General features: G+C 71.3%; 11 protein-coding genes. 2 read left to right on the forward strand and 9 right to left on the reverse strand.

Going from position 1 to position 15471, the window contains the following annotated elements; translation table 11 throughout:
* From ureB to GA0115234_RS15715, 8 genes are all read right to left on the reverse strand, one after another.
* Nucleotides 1–345: an urease subunit beta gene (gene ureB, locus GA0115234_RS15680; protein ID WP_093542034.1), complete on the reverse strand. Its 345-nt coding sequence runs from the start codon at nt 343–345 to the stop codon at nt 1–3.
* On the reverse strand, nt 342–644 hold the full coding sequence (locus tag GA0115234_RS15685) for an urease subunit gamma (protein ID WP_093542036.1): 303 nt from the start codon (nt 642–644) through the stop codon (nt 342–344). The genes ureB and GA0115234_RS15685 overlap by 4 nt, the downstream gene beginning before the upstream one ends.
* Before the next feature lie 293 nt (nt 645–937).
* Nucleotides 938–4696: a S8 family serine peptidase gene (locus tag GA0115234_RS15690; RefSeq protein ID WP_093542038.1), complete on the reverse strand. Its 3759-nt coding sequence runs from the start codon at nt 4694–4696 to the stop codon at nt 938–940.
* A gap of 103 nt (nt 4697–4799) precedes the next feature.
* Nucleotides 4800–5951 carry an XdhC family protein gene (locus GA0115234_RS15695; protein WP_093542040.1) on the reverse strand — a complete coding sequence of 384 codons (1152 nt, stop codon included), beginning with the start codon at nt 5949–5951 and terminating at the stop codon, nt 4800–4802.
* 51 nt (nt 5952–6002) lie between these two features.
* Complete coding sequence (locus GA0115234_RS15700; protein WP_093542042.1) at nt 6003–7454, reverse strand: NCS2 family permease; 1452 nt, start codon at nt 7452–7454, stop codon at nt 6003–6005.
* A 364-nt stretch (nt 7455–7818) separates the two neighbouring features.
* Nucleotides 7819–10203, reverse strand: a complete 2385-nt coding sequence (pucD, locus tag GA0115234_RS15705; RefSeq protein ID WP_093542043.1) for a xanthine dehydrogenase subunit D — start codon at nt 10201–10203, stop codon at nt 7819–7821.
* Between the two features lie 2 nt (nt 10204–10205).
* On the reverse strand, nt 10206–10799 hold the full coding sequence (locus tag GA0115234_RS15710; RefSeq protein ID WP_093542045.1) for a (2Fe-2S)-binding protein: 594 nt from the start codon (nt 10797–10799) through the stop codon (nt 10206–10208).
* A gap of 2 nt (nt 10800–10801) precedes the next feature.
* Nucleotides 10802–11692 (reverse strand): FAD binding domain-containing protein, encoded by an 891-nt coding sequence (locus tag GA0115234_RS15715; RefSeq protein ID WP_093542047.1) that lies wholly within the window; start codon nt 11690–11692, stop codon nt 10802–10804.
* 260 nt (nt 11693–11952) lie between these two features.
* On the opposite strand from GA0115234_RS15715, the gene GA0115234_RS15720 reads away from it, so the two are divergent.
* Together GA0115234_RS15720 and GA0115234_RS15725 are read left to right on the forward strand one after the other, a co-directional pair.
* Nucleotides 11953–13698: a PucR family transcriptional regulator gene (locus GA0115234_RS15720; RefSeq protein ID WP_093542049.1), complete on the forward strand. Its 1746-nt coding sequence runs from the start codon at nt 11953–11955 to the stop codon at nt 13696–13698.
* 162 nt (nt 13699–13860) lie between these two features.
* Nucleotides 13861–14646, forward strand: coding sequence for a hypothetical protein (locus GA0115234_RS15725; RefSeq protein ID WP_093542051.1), 786 nt, complete (start codon nt 13861–13863; stop codon nt 14644–14646).
* A gap of 42 nt (nt 14647–14688) precedes the next feature.
* On the opposite strand, the gene GA0115234_RS15730 is transcribed toward GA0115234_RS15725, so the two are convergent.
* The gene (locus tag GA0115234_RS15730) at nt 14689–15438 is read right to left on the reverse strand and encodes a GntR family transcriptional regulator (protein ID WP_093542053.1); all 750 of its coding nucleotides are present in this window, start codon (nt 15436–15438) and stop codon (nt 14689–14691) included.
* Between the last annotated feature and the right edge of the window lie 33 nt (nt 15439–15471).

A 15471-nucleotide genomic window follows, 5' to 3' on the forward strand; every position in this document is an offset into this window, starting at 1 on the left:
TCACATGCCGTCCGTTCCTGCGGCCCGCGGATCGTCCGTCCGTACGGCCCGGGTTCCCGGCACGACGATGCCGGGCACCTTCCGACGGCCGCCCAGGGCGACGAGGGGGACCTCGGCGCCGACTCCGGGCTCGAAACGCAGGGACGTACCGGAAGGAATGTCGAGCCGGAATCCCTCGGTCAAGGACCGGTCGAAGGAAAGCGCGGGATTCGCGTCGGGGAAATGCAGATGCGAGCCTATTTGAATGGGGCGGTCGCCGTCATTCACCACGGTAACCTGCAATTGAGTGCGGGTGTCATTGATTTTCAGTTCGCCGGATCCGGTCCGGATCTCACCCGGGATCATGGGATCGGCGAGGTGATCGTGACGAGCTTGCGCCCGTCCGGGAAGGTCGCCTCGACCTGAACGTCATGCAGCATCTCGGGCACTCCTTCCAGCACGTCAGCACGGGTGAGGACAGTCCGCCCCGCGGTCATCAGATCACTGACGCGGGCGCCCTCGCGGGCGCGCTCCATGGCCCAGCAGGAGAGCAGCGCGACAGCCTCGGGGTAGTTGAGCCGTACGCCCCGGTCCCGCCTGTCACGAGCGACCATTCCGGCGACGCTCAGCAGCAATTTCTCCGTGTCGGACGGAGTGAGAAACATGGGGAAACCTCCATGGCGGCAGTCCCCGGAATTCCCGGATTCGCCTTGGCCACGTTCCTCTTATAAGCCTCCCGGCCGCGCCGTGGCAACTTCCATCGTGCCGCGATAAGTCCCTTTCTGCCCTTATCGACCACCATATACGGGCAAAGTAGACAAATTTTGTTCATCAAGAAACAGTAAAAAGAGGCGGCCGCCCACCTCCGGCAGGGGTGCGCGGCCGCCTCAAGAGCGAAGCTCAGCAACTCACTTCGGACCGAAGCTCAGCAGTTCACTTCGGACCGAAGTCCGGCGGGTCACTTCAGACCGAAGGCCCGGACGATCTCCTGGTCGACGCCCAGCCCGTCGGCCGCCTCGGCATGCGCCTTGAGCGAAACGAACGCGCCGGCCCTCTTCGGGGTCTTGAACCGGGCGGTCCACGAACCGGCCGCGTTCTTGCGCAGCTGCGCCGCCTCCCAGGTCTTCCCGTCGTCGTAGCTCACCGACAACGAGGCCCCGGTGGCCTTCACCGCGCCCGCCAGCCACTCCTGCGTACCGGAGGAGAGACCGACCTCGGTCCACTTGCCGGCCTTCACGTCACCGGCCAGGTCGGTGTCGACGTGGTAGTCCAGCTGAAGCATCGGGATGTCGGCCTGGAACGGGCCGTTCTCGTCCAGGGCGCCCGAGACGAAGTTCCACTCGGTGTGGGTGCGGGTGGACGTCTTCCACACGTCCCCGTCCCGGGCGGAGTCGAGCACGAAGCGGTACGGCAGCTTCTCGGGCGAGACGTCCCAGGCGAAGCCCGCCCGGCCCGCGGCCTTCTTGATCAGGGTGTCGCCCTGGTAGAAGGCCGTGGTGGTGGTGTCGTACTCGTCCTCCGGCATGGCGCCCGAGTGGCCCGCGCCGGAGTCCGTCCACGGGGTGAAGTTGTACTGGATGTCGTTGTAGACGGACCGGAACGGCCCCCAGTAGCCGGTGCCCAGACGCGGGCGGGCGATCGGGGCGAACCATTCGGCGGGGTAGGTGCGCCCCGCCGTGTAGTCCAGGTCACCGCTGCGCATCTCCTGGGCGAAGTCCGTCCCGTCGGCGTTGAGGACCGAGTGGTTCTCGTACCAGAAGGAGGCGCCCGGAAGCGGGGTGACCCACTCGTCGCGGGTGCCGGGGAACTTCTCGTACTCCTCGAAGCCGACGCCCGGACCGTAGTCGGGGATGTCGTAGCGGTAGCCGCCGCCGAGCATGTCCTTGTGGCCGTAGAAGGTGTTCTCCACCTTCGCCAGCCGTCCGGCCGACGGGGCGTACTCCAGCGAGCGGTCCGGGACCACGCCGTCGTGGCGGTCGACCAGGTCGTACACGTAGCGGGCGAACTTCCGCTGGGCGATCGTCACCTTCGAGCCGTGCCGGGCCACGTCGATCAGCTTCTCGCCCGCGAGGCGCTGGACCGAGGCGACCGGGACGGTGGTCTCGGTGCCGTAGGGGGCGTACGTCTCCATCGCGACGCCGTCGCCGTCGTTGACGACGAAGAGCGCCCTGGCACCAGCGGCCACCGCGTTGGCGGCCCGGTCCTCGGGGGCGACCGCGTCGCTGCGGCGGATGACCACCGCCTTGCCCTTGACGTCCAGGCCCTGGTAGTCGGCCGCGGCACCGGTGCCCGCGAAGACGGCGGCGAGCTTCTGCGTGCCGCTCTGCGCGACCGGCGAACCGCCCTGCACGGTCACCGGGACATCGCGGCCGTCGGCCGTCAGATCGATCAGCTTCTCGCCCTGCCGCCAGCGGGTCAGGAAGGAGAAGGTGCCCTGGGTGACCTTCTTGGTGGGGCTCGCCCACAGCTGGTCGTACGTCAGCGGGATCTGGTAGGCGTCACGCTGGACGGTGCCGTCCGGTGCGGTACGTGCCATGTCATATCGCAGCTGCCTGGTCTCGGTCTCCTTGGGCGTCCGCACCGAGACCTTGCGGGCCTTGGAGGCGTCGAGGGTGACCGTGGTGGCCTTGCCGAGGACGATCTCGGGGGCCGCGAGGAAGGCGAGGGCCTTGGAGTCGGCGCGGTCACCGGCGATGTCCGCCGCCGTCCAGGCGGTGTAGTTGCCCGGCGGCAGCCGCAGCGTGGTCTCGCCCGCGACCGCGACGGGTTGCAGCTGCGGGTCGCCCAGCGCGCCGAGGACGACGGTGCCGTCCATCGGCTTGCCGTCGCGGTCGCGGAGCTTCAGCGTCAGGTCGTACAGCTCCTGCTCCTTGTTCAGGGCGAAGCCGGTGTGGGCGACGGTGGTGCCCGCCGCGTCCTTGGCGACGACCTGGCCGGAGAACTGCGTGTTGTTCGCGACCTTCGACGGGTCCAGCGAGAGCACGGCCCCGGCGGTGGAGCCGGCCGGAACGGTCAGCCGCTTCGTCGAGAGGGTGTAGGCATCGGCGTCCGTGTCCGTGGCCAGGTCGAGCGTGATGTCCTTCGCCCCCGTGTTGCGGTACGTGATGGTCCGCTCGGCGACCGGGTCGGACGGGGAGTGCGGCCAGTCGTACGAGGCGACCGCGACGGAGCCGGTGGCCTCGATCGTGCTGTCGACCGCCGCCTTCACATCGAGCCGGCCGGTGCCCTGCTGGTACGGGGTGTAGTCCGGCAGCTCCTTGGACGAGCTCATCAGCGCGTCCTTGATCCGCTGGCCGGACCAGTCGGGGTGACGCTGCTTCAGAATGGCGGCCGCGCCCGCTACATGCGGGGTCGCCATCGACGTACCGGACATCGACTGGTACATGCCCTCGATGCCCGGGACCGACTGCGAGGCAGCCGCGTTGATGTCCACGCCCGGCGCGGAGAGATCGGGCTTCAGGCCGTAGGACCTGACCAGCGGGCCCATGGAGGAGAAGTCCGCGCGGTTGTCCTGCTTGTCGACGGCGGCGATGGTGAGCGCCTTCTCCGCCGAACCGGGCGATCCGATGGTGCCCTCGCCGTAGGCGTTGCCCGCGGCGATCACGAAGAGCGGACCGCCGTCGGCGGAAAGGGCGTCCACCGCCTGGGACATGGGGTCGGAGCCGTCGTCCGGGATGCTGGAGCCGAGGCTCATGGAGACGACGTCGGCGCCCTCCGCCTTCGCCCACTCCATGGCCTCGATGATGCCGGAGTCGGCGCCCGAGCCCTCGTCGCTGAGCACCTTGCCGATGATCAGGTCCGCGCCCGGGGCGACCCCCTTGTTGACGCCCTCGGAGGCCGCGCCGGAGCCCGCGATCGTGGAGGCGACGTGCGTACCGTGGCCGTTCCTGTCGACGACCTCCTCGCCCGGCACGAAGCTCTTGGTTTCGAGGATGCGGTCCTTGACGTCCGGGTGCGTGGCGTCGATGCCGGTGTCCAGGACGGCGACCTTGGAGCCCTTGCCGTCGTATCCCTCGGCCCACGCCTGCGGGGCGTTGACCTGCGGCACGGAGTCCTTGAGCGCCGCCTCTGCCCGGCCGTCGAGCCAGAGTTCGGCGATGCCGCCCGACAGCGAGCGGGCCGACGGGGCGGTGGCTATGCCGTTCCAGAAGGTGCGGGCGGTGTCCTTGCCCGCCTTCAGCGCGGCGCCGTGAATGCTGTCGAGGGTGCGGACCTTCCTGGCGCCCCTGGGGGCGGCGGGCAGCGAACGGCCCTTGCTCGCCGGGTAGGTGGCGATCAGCGGGATGCCGCCCGACCGCTTGTCGTCGTACCCCATCTTCGCGAGCGCCGTGACATTGAACAGCCTGCGGTCCAGCTTCCCGGCCGCGAGCAGCGCGGTGGCCTCGTCGGGCAGTACGTAGATGTCGTCGCCGGCCTGCTGGACGTGCACGCCGCCGGTCGCGCCGTCGGGGCGGTCCACGGTGACGGTGTCCTGCTTGCCGACGCCGTCGGTGTAGTGCACGACATCGCCCGTGAGCAGGGTGATGTCGTACTCCTGGACGGAGGCGGCCCGGCGGTCGGCGGGCCGGGACCCGCCCGCGGCGGCGGCAGTGGCGGAACCGGCTGCGGGGACCAGCGCACCGCTCGCGAGGGCGACCGAGGTCGCCAGCAGCAGCGCTCTGCGTCCCGCGCGGGCGGATCTCGCCCGGCCGGAGGCGGAGGAAGGTGTGGAAGTCATGCTGCTGATCTACCGGCAAAACCCGGGGCGCAGTCGAGTTCACCCTGGCGTGAAGCCGCCGTGGCGGCAACCCGCCCGCAGCTGCTGCGATCCGGGGGCCGGTTCAGGCCACGGAAGTGATCACTCCGTTCGGTGGCGGGCCGGGCTCGTGATGGATCGGGGTGTGCGCGCCCTTGAGCGGTACGCCGCTGCCGCCGCGCCGGTCGGCGACGATCTCGGCGGCGATCGACAGCGCGGTCTCCTCGGGGGTGCGGGCTCCGAGGTCGAGGCCGATCGGCGAGTGCAGCCTGGCCAGTTCCAGCTCCGTGACGCCGACGTCGCGCAGCCGGTCGTTGCGCTCCAGATGGGTTCGGCGCGATCCCATCGCCCCGACATAGGCGACCGGCAGCTTCAATGCCAGTTCCAGCAGCGGGACATCGAACTTGGCGTCGTGGGTGAGGACGCACAGGACGGTGCGCGCGTCGACCTCGGTCGCCGCGAGGTAGCGGTGCGGCCAGTCGACGACGAGTTCGTCGGCCTCGGGGAAGCGGGCCTGCGTGGCGAAGACGGGGCGGGCATCGCACAATGTCACGTGGTACCCGAGGAACTTGCCCGCCCGGACCAGTGCCGAGGCGAAGTCGATGGCCCCGAAGACGATCATCCGGGGCGGTGGGACGCTCGATTCGACGAGCAGGGTGAGCGGCTGTCCGCAGCGCGAGCCGTCGGCGCCGATGACGACGGAACCGGTGCGGCCCGCGTCCAGCAGGGCGCGGGCGTCGGCGGCCGCGGTGCGGTCCAGTTCCGGGTGCCCGCCGAGCCCGCCCTCGTACGAGCCGTCCGGATGGACGAGCAACGGGCGCCCGAGGAGTTCCGCCGGCCCGTCGGTGATCCGGGCGAGCGCCGCCGCCGACCCCCGTGCGGCGGCGGCGAACACGGCGGCGAACACCGCCCGTGCGGGGTCGTCCGCACGGACCGGTGTCACCAGGATGTCGATGACGCCGCCGCAGGTCAGTCCGACCGCGAAGGCGTCCTCGTCGCTGTAGCCGAACCGTTCGCGCACCGCGGCACCGTCGTCCAGCGCCTGCCCGCACAGTTCGTACACCGCGCCCTCCACACACCCGCCGGAGACCGATCCGATCACCGTGCCGTCGCGGTCGACGGCGAGCGCGGCCCCGGGCTGCCGGGGCGCGCTGCCGCCGATCGCCACGACGGTGGCCACGGCGAATTCGCGTCCCTGCCCGACCCACCGGTCGAGCTCCTCGGCGATGTCCAGCATGGCGTTTCTCCTTCTACGGGTGTGCGGAGGGGCGGGAGACGGCCACCGGTGCTACTTGGCGCCGATCCAGCTCTCGATCGGGCTGAGCGCGAAGTACACGACGAACACGCCGGTCAGCACCCACATGAAGACGCCCACCTCACGGAATCTGCCCTGCGCCGCCTTGATCGCGGCGAAGGAGATCACTCCGGCGCCGACACCGGCGGTGATGGAGTACGTGAACGGCATCAGGGCCACGGTCAGGAAGACCGGCACGGCCACGGAGCGGTCGCTCCAGTCGACGTGCCGGGCGTTCTGCATCATCATCGCGCCGATCACGACCAGCGCGGCGGCGGCGATCGGCCCCGGCACGATCTGGGCGAGCGGGGTGAAGAACAGTCCGGCGGCGAAGAGCACACCGGTGACGACGGAGGACAGACCGGTGCGGGCGCCCTCGCCGACGCCGGTCGCCGACTCGATGAAGACGGTCTGCCCGGACGCCCCGGAGACGCCGCCGATCGCGCCGCCCGCGCCGTCGATGAACAGTGCCTTGGACAGGCCTGGCATCCGGCCCTTGCTGTCGGCGAGCCCGGCCTCGGTGCCGACCCCGATGATGGTCGCCATCGCGTCGAAGAAGCCGGCCAGCACCAGGGTGAAGACGATCATGCCGACGGTCATGACGCCGATGTCGCCCCAGCCGCCGAACTCGACATGGCCGAAGAGTCCGAAGTCGGGCATCGATACCGCGCTGCCCTGGAGTTCGGGCGCGCTGCCACCCCATGCCTTGGGGCTGATGTCGGTGAGCGCGTTGACGATGACGGCGAGGACCGTGCCGACGACGATGCCGATCAGGATCGCACCGGGCACATCGCGGGCCTGGAGCATGAAGATGAGCAGCAGGGTGACGCAGAAGAGCAGCACGGGCCAGCCGGACAGCTGCCCGCCGACGCCGAGCGTGACAGGAGCGCCCTTGCCGACGAAGCCCGCGTTGACCAGGCCGATCAGCGCGATGAACAGGCCGATGCCGATGGTGATGCCGTGCTTCAGGGCCAGGGGTATGGCGTTCATGATGATCTCGCGCAGCCCGGTGACGACCAGCAGCACGATCACGGCGCCGTACATCACGCACATGCCCATGGCCTGCGGCCAGGTCATATGGGGTGCCACCTGGGTGGCGAGCACGCCGGAGACGGAGAGTCCCGCGGCGAGGGCGAGGGGAACCTTGCCGATGAAGCCCATCAGCAGGGTGGAGACGGCGGCGGCCAGGGCGGTCGCCGTGATCAGCCCGGCGTGGCTGAGCCGGTGGCCCGCCGCGTCCGGCCCGGACAGCAGGAGCGGGTTGAGCAGGAGGATGTAGCACATCGCCATGAAGGTGGTGATGCCGCCGCGCACTTCGCGTGCGACGGTGGAGCCACGGTCGGAGATGTGGAAGTACCGGTCGAGCCAGGATCTTCCGGCGGGGACGCGCGAGCCGTTGCCCGCGTCCTCCGCTCCGGTCCTGGGCTCCACTGACTGCTGGGTCATGATGCCTGACTCCCAAGGTTCACAGGGGCACCCGCGATGAAGAATCGATATGCGGGATTTGGGATGACTGCGCTGGCTGCACGACCCGGGGGACGGCCCGAGGCGAACTGTTCATGCAGAGTGGAATGTGACGGGTGAAGCGGTACGTACCGCAACCGCGTACGACGTGTGACATGTGACGTGGCACATCTGCGGCGCGGGGTGGTGCGGTACTGCGTGACTGCCGTACTGCTCAACTGCCGTACCGCGTGACTACGGTGCTGCGGTACGGCGGTACGGCAGGTTCTCCGGGCGGTGCGGGCGGCGGAAGTGTGACGTTCCCGGGAGGCACGCACCGCCCGGAGGTTCCGGGTGGAGCCGTGGCTCAGGTGCCGGTGAGGTGTTCGGGGCGCACCGGCGTCCTGTTGAGCTCCAGGCCCGTCGCGTTCCGGATCGCCGCGAGGACGGCCGGGGTCGACGACAGGGTGGGGGCCTCGCCGATGCCGCGGAGCCCGTACGGGGCGTGGTCGTCGGCGAGTTCGAGCACATCGACCGGGATGGTCGGGGTGTCGAGGATCGTGGGGAGCAGGTAGTCCGTGAAGGACGGGTTCCTGACCTTCGCGGTCTTGGGATCGACGACGATCTCCTCCATCACCGCGATGCCCATGCCCTGGATGGTGCCGCCCTGGATCTGCCCCTCGACAGAGAGCGGGTTGAGCGCCTTGCCGACGTCCTGGGCGCAGGCCAGTTCGATGACCTTGACCAGTCCGAGTTCGGTGTCGACCTCGACGACCGCGCGGTGGGCGGCGAAGGAGTACTGGACATGGCCGTTGCCCTGTCCGGTCCGGAGGTCGAACGCCTCGGTGGGCCGGTGGCGCCACTCCAGCTCGATGTCGATCGCCTCGTCCTCCAGTACGTCGACCAGATCGGCCAGCACCTCGCCGCCGTCGGTGACGACCTTGCCGCTCTCCAGGAGCAGTTCGGCGGTGGCCCACGCGGGGTGGTACGTACCGAACTTGCGGCGCCCCATCTCCAGGACCTTCTCGCGGACGGCCTCGCAGGAGTGCTTCACGGCGCCGCCGGTGACATAGGTCTGCCGGGACGCGGAGGTGGAGCCGGCCGAGCCGACCCGGGTGTCGGCCGGGTGGATGGTGACCTGGGCGACGCCGAGTTCGGTACGGGCGATCTGGGCGTGGACGGTGACGCCGCCCTGCCCGACCTCCGCCATGGCGGTGTGCACGGTGGCGACCGGCTCACCGGCGATGACCTCCATGCGCACCCGGGCGGTGGAGTAGTCGTCGAAGCCCTCGGAGAAGCCGACGTTCTTGAGGCCGACCGCGTAGCCGATGCCGCGGACGACGCCTTCGCCGTGGGTGGTGTTGGAGAGTCCGCCGGGCAGGGCCCGTACGTCGGCCTGTTCGCCGGCCACCTCCCACTGGCGCTCGGGCGGCAGCGGCCTGGCCTTGACCCTGCGGAGCAGTTCGGCGACCGGGGCGGGCGAGTCGACGACCTGCCCGGTCGGCAGCAGGGTGCCCTGTTCCATGGCGTTGAGCTGCCTGAACTCGACCGGGTCCATGCCCAGTTCGGTGGCGAGCTTGTCCATCTGGGCCTCGTAGGCGAAGCAGGCCTGTACCGCGCCGAAGCCGCGCATGGCGCCGCACGGCGGGTTGTTGGTGTAGAGCGCGATGGCCTCGATGTCGACGTCGTCGATGACGTACGGGCCGACGGAGAGCGAGGAGGCGTTGCCGACGACGGCCGGGGAAGCGGAGGCGTAGGCCCCGCCGTCCAGCACGATGCGACATTTCATATGTGTCAGCTTGCCGTCGCGAGTGGCGCCGTGCTCGTACCAGAGCTTCGCCGGGTGCCGGTGGACATGGCCGAAGAAGGACTCGAACCGGTTGTAGACGATCTTGACGGGTTTGCCGGTGCGCAGGGCGAGCAGGCAGGCGTGGATCTGCATCGACAGGTCCTCGCGGCCGCCGAAGGCCCCGCCGACGCCGGAGAGCGTCATGCGGACCTTGTCCTCGGGCAGGCCCAGGACCGGTGCGATCTGGCGCAGGTCGGAGTGGAGCCACTGGGTGGCGACATACAGGTCGACACCGCCGTCCTCGGCGGGCACCGCCAGTCCGGACTCGGGGCCGAGGAAGGCCTGGTCCTGCATGCCGAAGACGTACTCGCCGCTGACGACGACATCGGCGCGGGCCGCCGCCGCGTCCGCGTCGCCGCGGACGATGGGCTGGCGGTGGACGATGTTCGGGTGCGGTACGTGCCCGGCGTGGTGGTCGTCGCGGCCCTCGTGGACGAGGATCGCGTCGGGGGCGGTGGCGGAGGCCTCGTCGGTGATGACGGGCAGCTCGCGGTAGTCGATCCTGATCTTCGCGGCGGCCCGGCGGGCGGTCTCCGGGTGGTCGGCGGCGACGAGTGCCACGGGTTCGCCGTGGTGGCGGACCTTGCCGTGGGCGAGGACGGGGGTGTCCTGGATCTCCAGGCCGTAGTTCTTCACCGAGGTCGGCAGGTCGTCGTAGGTGAGTACGGCGTAGACACCGGAGGTGGCGAGCGCCTCCGAGGTGTCGATGGAGACGATCTCGGCGTGCGCGACCGTGGAGCGCAGGGTGTGGCCCCAGAGCATGTCCTCGTGCCACATGTCGGAGGAGTACGCGAACTCGCCGGTGACCTTGAGGATGCCGTCGGGGCGGAGCGTGGACTCGCCGATGCCGCCCTTCGTGCGGGTGCCCTGGTTGATGCTGGTGGGGTTGCCGGTTACGCCCATCGTCAGACCGTTTCTTCCGCGCGGGCGGCCGCGAGGCGGACCGCGTCGAGGATCTTCTCGTAGCCGGTGCAGCGGCAGAGGTTGCCGGAGAGCGCCTCGCGGATGTCCGCGTCGGACGGTTCCGGGTTGCGTTCCAGCAGTTCGTCGGCGGCGACCAGCAGGCCGGGGGTGCAGAAGCCGCACTGGACAGCTCCGGCGTCGATGAACGCCTGCTGGATCGGGGCGAGTTCACCGCCCTCCCGGCTCTCCTCGCTGCTCGGCCTCGCCTCCCACCGACGGGCCTCGTCGAGCGCGGTGCCGCAGGCGCCCGGGGCGCAGCCGCTGCCGGGGTGCCGCTCGGACCGGTGGGCGGCGAAGTCGGCGAGGCCCTCCACCGTGACGACCTCGCGCCCCTCCACCTGGCCCGCCGCGACCAGGCAGGAGCAGACCGGCACACCGTCCAGGCGGACCGTGCAGGAGCCGCACTCGCCCTGTTCGCAGGCGTTCTTCGAGCCGGGCAGGCCCATCCGCTCGCGCAGCACGTAGAGGAGGGACTCGCCCTCCCAGACGTCGTCCGCCTCGTGCCTGCGGCCGTTGACCGTGAAATTGACGCGCATGATCAGGCAGCTCCTTCGGTGCTGCGGCCGTTGCCGCGGTACGACTCCCAGGTCCAGCCGAGCGTGCGGCGGGCCATGATCCCCACCGCGTGCCGGCGGTAGCTCGCGGTGCCGCGCACGTCGTCGATGGGGTTGCAGGCACCGGCGGCGAGCGTGGCGAACTGCTTGGCGATGGACGGGGTGATGATCGTCCGGCTGTCCCAGAAGCCGCCCTCCTCCAGCGCGGCGTCCAGGAATTCCTCGGCCTCCTTCGCCCGTACGGGGGTGGGGGCGGCGGAGCCGATGCCGGTGCGCACCGTGCGGCTCTCGGGGTGCAGGGCCAGGCCGAAGGCGCAGACGGCGATGACCATCGCGTTGCGGGTCCCGACCTTGGAGTACTGCTGGGGCCCGTCGGCCTTCTTGATGTGCACGGCCCGGATCAGCTCGTCCGGTGCGAGGGCGTTGCGCTTGACGCCGGTGTAGAAGGCGTCGATCGGGATCATCCTGGTCCCGCGGACGGATGCGGCCTCGACCTCGGCGCCCGCGGCGAGCAGGGCCGGGTGGGCGTCCCCGGCGGGCGAGGCGGTGCCCAGGTTGCCGCCGACGCCGCCGCGGTTGCGGATCTGGGGCGAGGCGACGGTGTGCGAGGCGAGCGCCAGTCCGGGCAGCTCGGCCCGCAGGTGCTCCATGATGTGGCTGTACGGGACGGAGGCGCCGAGCCGTACGGTCTCCTGGCCCACCTCCCATTCGGTCAGGTCTCCGATGCGGTTCAGGTCCAGGAGGTACTCGGGCCGGCGGTGGTCGAAGTTGATCTCGACCATCACATCGGTGCCACCCGCGATGGGCACAGCCGTCGGGTGCTCGGCCTTGGCGGCGAGCGCCTCCTCCCAGCTGGCGGGGCGAAGGAAGTCCATGAGTGGCTCTCTTCTTCTGGATCGGGTCGTTCACGGGGGGCGGGGTGCGGCCGGCCCTCGGCTCTGGCGTTCATATGTTGTTAACGCGCTGTGGGGCCAAGTACACAAGCCGTGCTCCACCCGGTGCAGTCACCGAAACCATGAAGGAGTTGGCTGGTCGATCTCCTCGTCTTGTAGATTCGAACGAATGGCGGGGGTCGGTAACCTCACCGCAATACCCAGTTTTCACCCGCACCAACGAAAGAGATCGGCGGCGACGAATGCGGCTGCGCGCACTGCTGGAGACCGACGCGCTGGGCCTGCGGCTGCTCGGCGGCGAGGACGAGCTGGACCGCTCCGTCCGTGGCGTGATGACCACCGACCTGCGGGATCCCAGCCGCTACCTGTCGGGCGGCGAGCTGGTCCTCACGGGCCTGGCCTGGCGCCGGGACGCGGCGGACTCGGAGCCGTTCGTACGGATCCTGGCGGGGGCCGGGGTGGCCGGGCTCGCGGCCGGCGAGGCGGAGCTCGGCGACATCCCCGGCGATCTGGTGGCCGCCTGCGCCCAGTACCGGCTGCCGCTCTTCGCCGTCCATGAGACCGTCGCGTTCGCAACGATCACCGAACATGTGGTCCGCCAGGTGTCCGGCGAGCGGGCGGGCGATCTGGCCGCGGTCGTGGACCGGCACCGCAGACTCATGACCTCGGGCCCGACGGGCGGCGGCCCCGAGGTGGTCCTCGATCTGCTCGGATCCGACCTCGACCTGCACGCCTGGGTGCTCTCCCCCACCGGCCGGCAGATCGCGGGCGCCGGTGAAACGTCACTGCCCGGACCGGTCGGCGCGGCGCTGGCCGGCCACCATCTGGCCGCCACCCGCACCGGCCGCCGGGCCCCGCACCGGGCCACGGTCGACGGCACCGCGTATTCGCTCTTCCCGATCCGGAACACCGGCCGCGGCGCCCTCCCTGCCTCCCGCGATGTCCGCGAGTCGGTGCTCTCGGACTGGCTGCTGGCGGTCGAGGCGGACGCGAGCGACTGGCCGTCGGCCCGGCTGGACCTCCTCCAGGGCGTCACCCAGCTGATCGCCGTCGAACGGGACCGGCGCGACGCGGCCCGTACGGTACGCCGCAGGCTCGCCCAGGAGGTCCTGGAGCTGGTCCAGACGGGCGCCCCGCCCGCCGAGATCGCCGCCAGACTGCGGGTCGCGGCCCCGGTGCTGCTGCCGGGCCTCGGGACGGCGCCGCACTGGCAGGTCGTGGTGGCCCGGGTCGAGTGGGGCGGCACGGAGGGCCGGACCGCCGCCGGGACCCCGGCGGGCCCCGGTCCCGATGTCGCGGGCGGCCCGGTCGCCCAGGCCCTGCTGGAGGAGATCCTGGTCGACCCCGCGGTCACCGGCCCCGACTCGGCGGACCGGATCGCGGTCGCCCACACGGGCGAGGAGGCCGTCGCCCTCGTACCGCTGCCGGCCGTGACCGCGCCGGCCCGGGACGCCGGGCCGGACGCCGCGCGCGCCGAGGCCGACGAGGATCCCGCGCTGCACGCCGATGTGCTGCTCGCGGCGGTCCGTGAACCGCTCTCCGCGGGCCTCGCCGACGACGGCCGGCTGACCCTGGGTGTCAGCGCGGCCGTCCACTCGCCCGAAGGGCTGCGCGGCGCCCTGGAGGAGGCCCGGCACGCGCGCCGGGTGGCGGCGGCCCGCCCCGGCCGGGTCTGCGCGGCCGGACATCACGAGCTGGCCTCGCACGTGCTGCTGCTGCCGTTCGTACCCGACGACGTGCGCCGCGCGTTCACCGCACGCCTGCTCGACCCGCTGCGCGACTACGACCGGCGCCACCGCGCGGAGCTGATCCCGACGCTGGAGGCGTTCCTGGACTGCGACGGTTCGTGGACCCGCTGCGCGGCCCGGCTCCATCTGCACGTCAACACGTTGCGCTACCGGGTCGGGCGAATCGAGCAGTTGACGGGGCGTGACCTTTCGCGCCTGGAGGACAAGCTCGATTTCTTCCTCGCCCTGCGTATGAGCTGATTTCCGGGCCTTGTCACGGCCGTTGGCCGCTCCACTCGTTTGTGAAATCTTTCACCTGAGAGGGAACGACCCCTTGGCCCGGCGTGCCGATCCGTGCTGAGATGCCGCCAGACCCAACAGCTCGATGGCGCGCTCGGGGAGGGCAATGTGGCGCATACCGCCATGTCTGGTTCCGGAACGACAGCAGATGACGATCCGCCGCTCCAGACAGCGGTATGGCGGCTGCGGTCACGCGCCTGCTGGACGGACGCCGCGGCCCTGCTCGAACCCGGCGCCCTCATCGACCCGGCCGCCGCGCTCCAGCGGACCGCCCTGCTGACCGAGCGGTGCCTGTACACCGGAGAGGGCTGGACGGACGCCGAGGACGCGTTGCGTACCGCGGAGGCGCTGGCCCACGACGACGACGAACGCGGGGCGGCCGCGTGCGAACGCGGCCATCTGGCGTACGCGTCGACACTCCTGGGGGTACGCGACCGGGCCGACGAGGCCAGTGTCGCGCTGAGCCGGTCCGCCGCGCTGCTCGCCCCGTCCGCGCCGGGCCGGCCGCTGCTGGACTTCCGGCGGGGTCTGATGGCGCAGAACATCGCCGACTCCCCGGAGGCCGCGCGCGCCGCGTACCGCAGGGCCCACGCCGGGGCCACCGCCCAGGGCGACGCACTGCTGCTCTCCTCCACCTGGCGCCATCTCGCCCTGCTCTCCCTGCGCGAGGGCGAGCTGGCCGAGGCCCGGCACGGCTTCGCGGAGTCGCTGCGGATAAGGGAGGAGCTGGGCTATCTGATCGGTACGGCTCCGGCCCTCATCGCCCTCGCCGACTCCGAGCCGGAACCCGAGCTGGCGAACCGGCTGCGCGCCGAGGCGGGCCGCCTGTTCCGGCTGCTCGGGGGCGTACCGACCTGGCTGGCGCCGCATCTGGACCCGCCCCCCGCGGAGACGGCCGAGGCCAACTGAGCGGCCCCGGGCCCGGCAGCGGGTCCGGGGCGCCGCTCCCGGTCAGCCCTCGGCGCCGGTGAAGTGTTCCCGGACGAGCGACTGCACGACGGGCAGGTCCTGGGCGATCAGCGCGTCGAGCAGGGCGGTGTGCTCGGCGGCGTCGGCGAGGAGGTCGGCGCGGCGGGTGGCGGGGTTGCTCTCCAGCGGCCACTGGGAACGGCGGTGCAGGTCGTCGGCGACCATCACCAGCTGCTCATTGCCGCAGAGCGCGAGGACCGCACCGTGGAAGGCCCGGTCGGACTCGGCGTAGCTCGCCCGGTCGCCGACGGCCGCGGCGGCCACCGTGGCGTCGGCCAGCGGGCGCAGGGCGCACCAGGCGCCGGGCGGGACGGTACGGGCCAGCCGCAGCATCACGGGGACCTCGATCAGGGCCCGTACCTCGGCCAGCTCGGCGAGTTCGCGGGGGCCCCGTTCGGACACCCGGAACCCCCGGTTCGGCACGACCTCGACCGCGCCCTCGATGGCCAGCCGCTGCATCGCCTCGCGCACCGGTGTGGCGGAGACCCCGAACCGGGCGCCGAGGGCCGGGGCCGAATAGACCTGCCCCGGAACGAGCCGGCCGTCGACCAGGGCCGCGCGCAGCGCCTCCAGGATCTGGCCGCGCACGGAGTGCCGCTGCACCGGCGCGCGCGGGGCGGGCGGCTCGCTGTGGGTGTGCTCACCACGGGCCTGTTCGGGCACCCGGACGACCGCCGGGACGGTCGCGGGCGCGGCGGTCCCGAACGCCTCACCTGCCCTGCCCTGCTCCACTCGGACCTCCTCGGCCTGCCGTGGGCGCGGCTC

This window comes from Streptomyces sp. DvalAA-43 (assembly GCF_900091725.1).
In the GTDB taxonomy this organism is placed as follows: domain Bacteria; phylum Actinomycetota; class Actinomycetes; order Streptomycetales; family Streptomycetaceae; genus Streptomyces; species Streptomyces pulveraceus.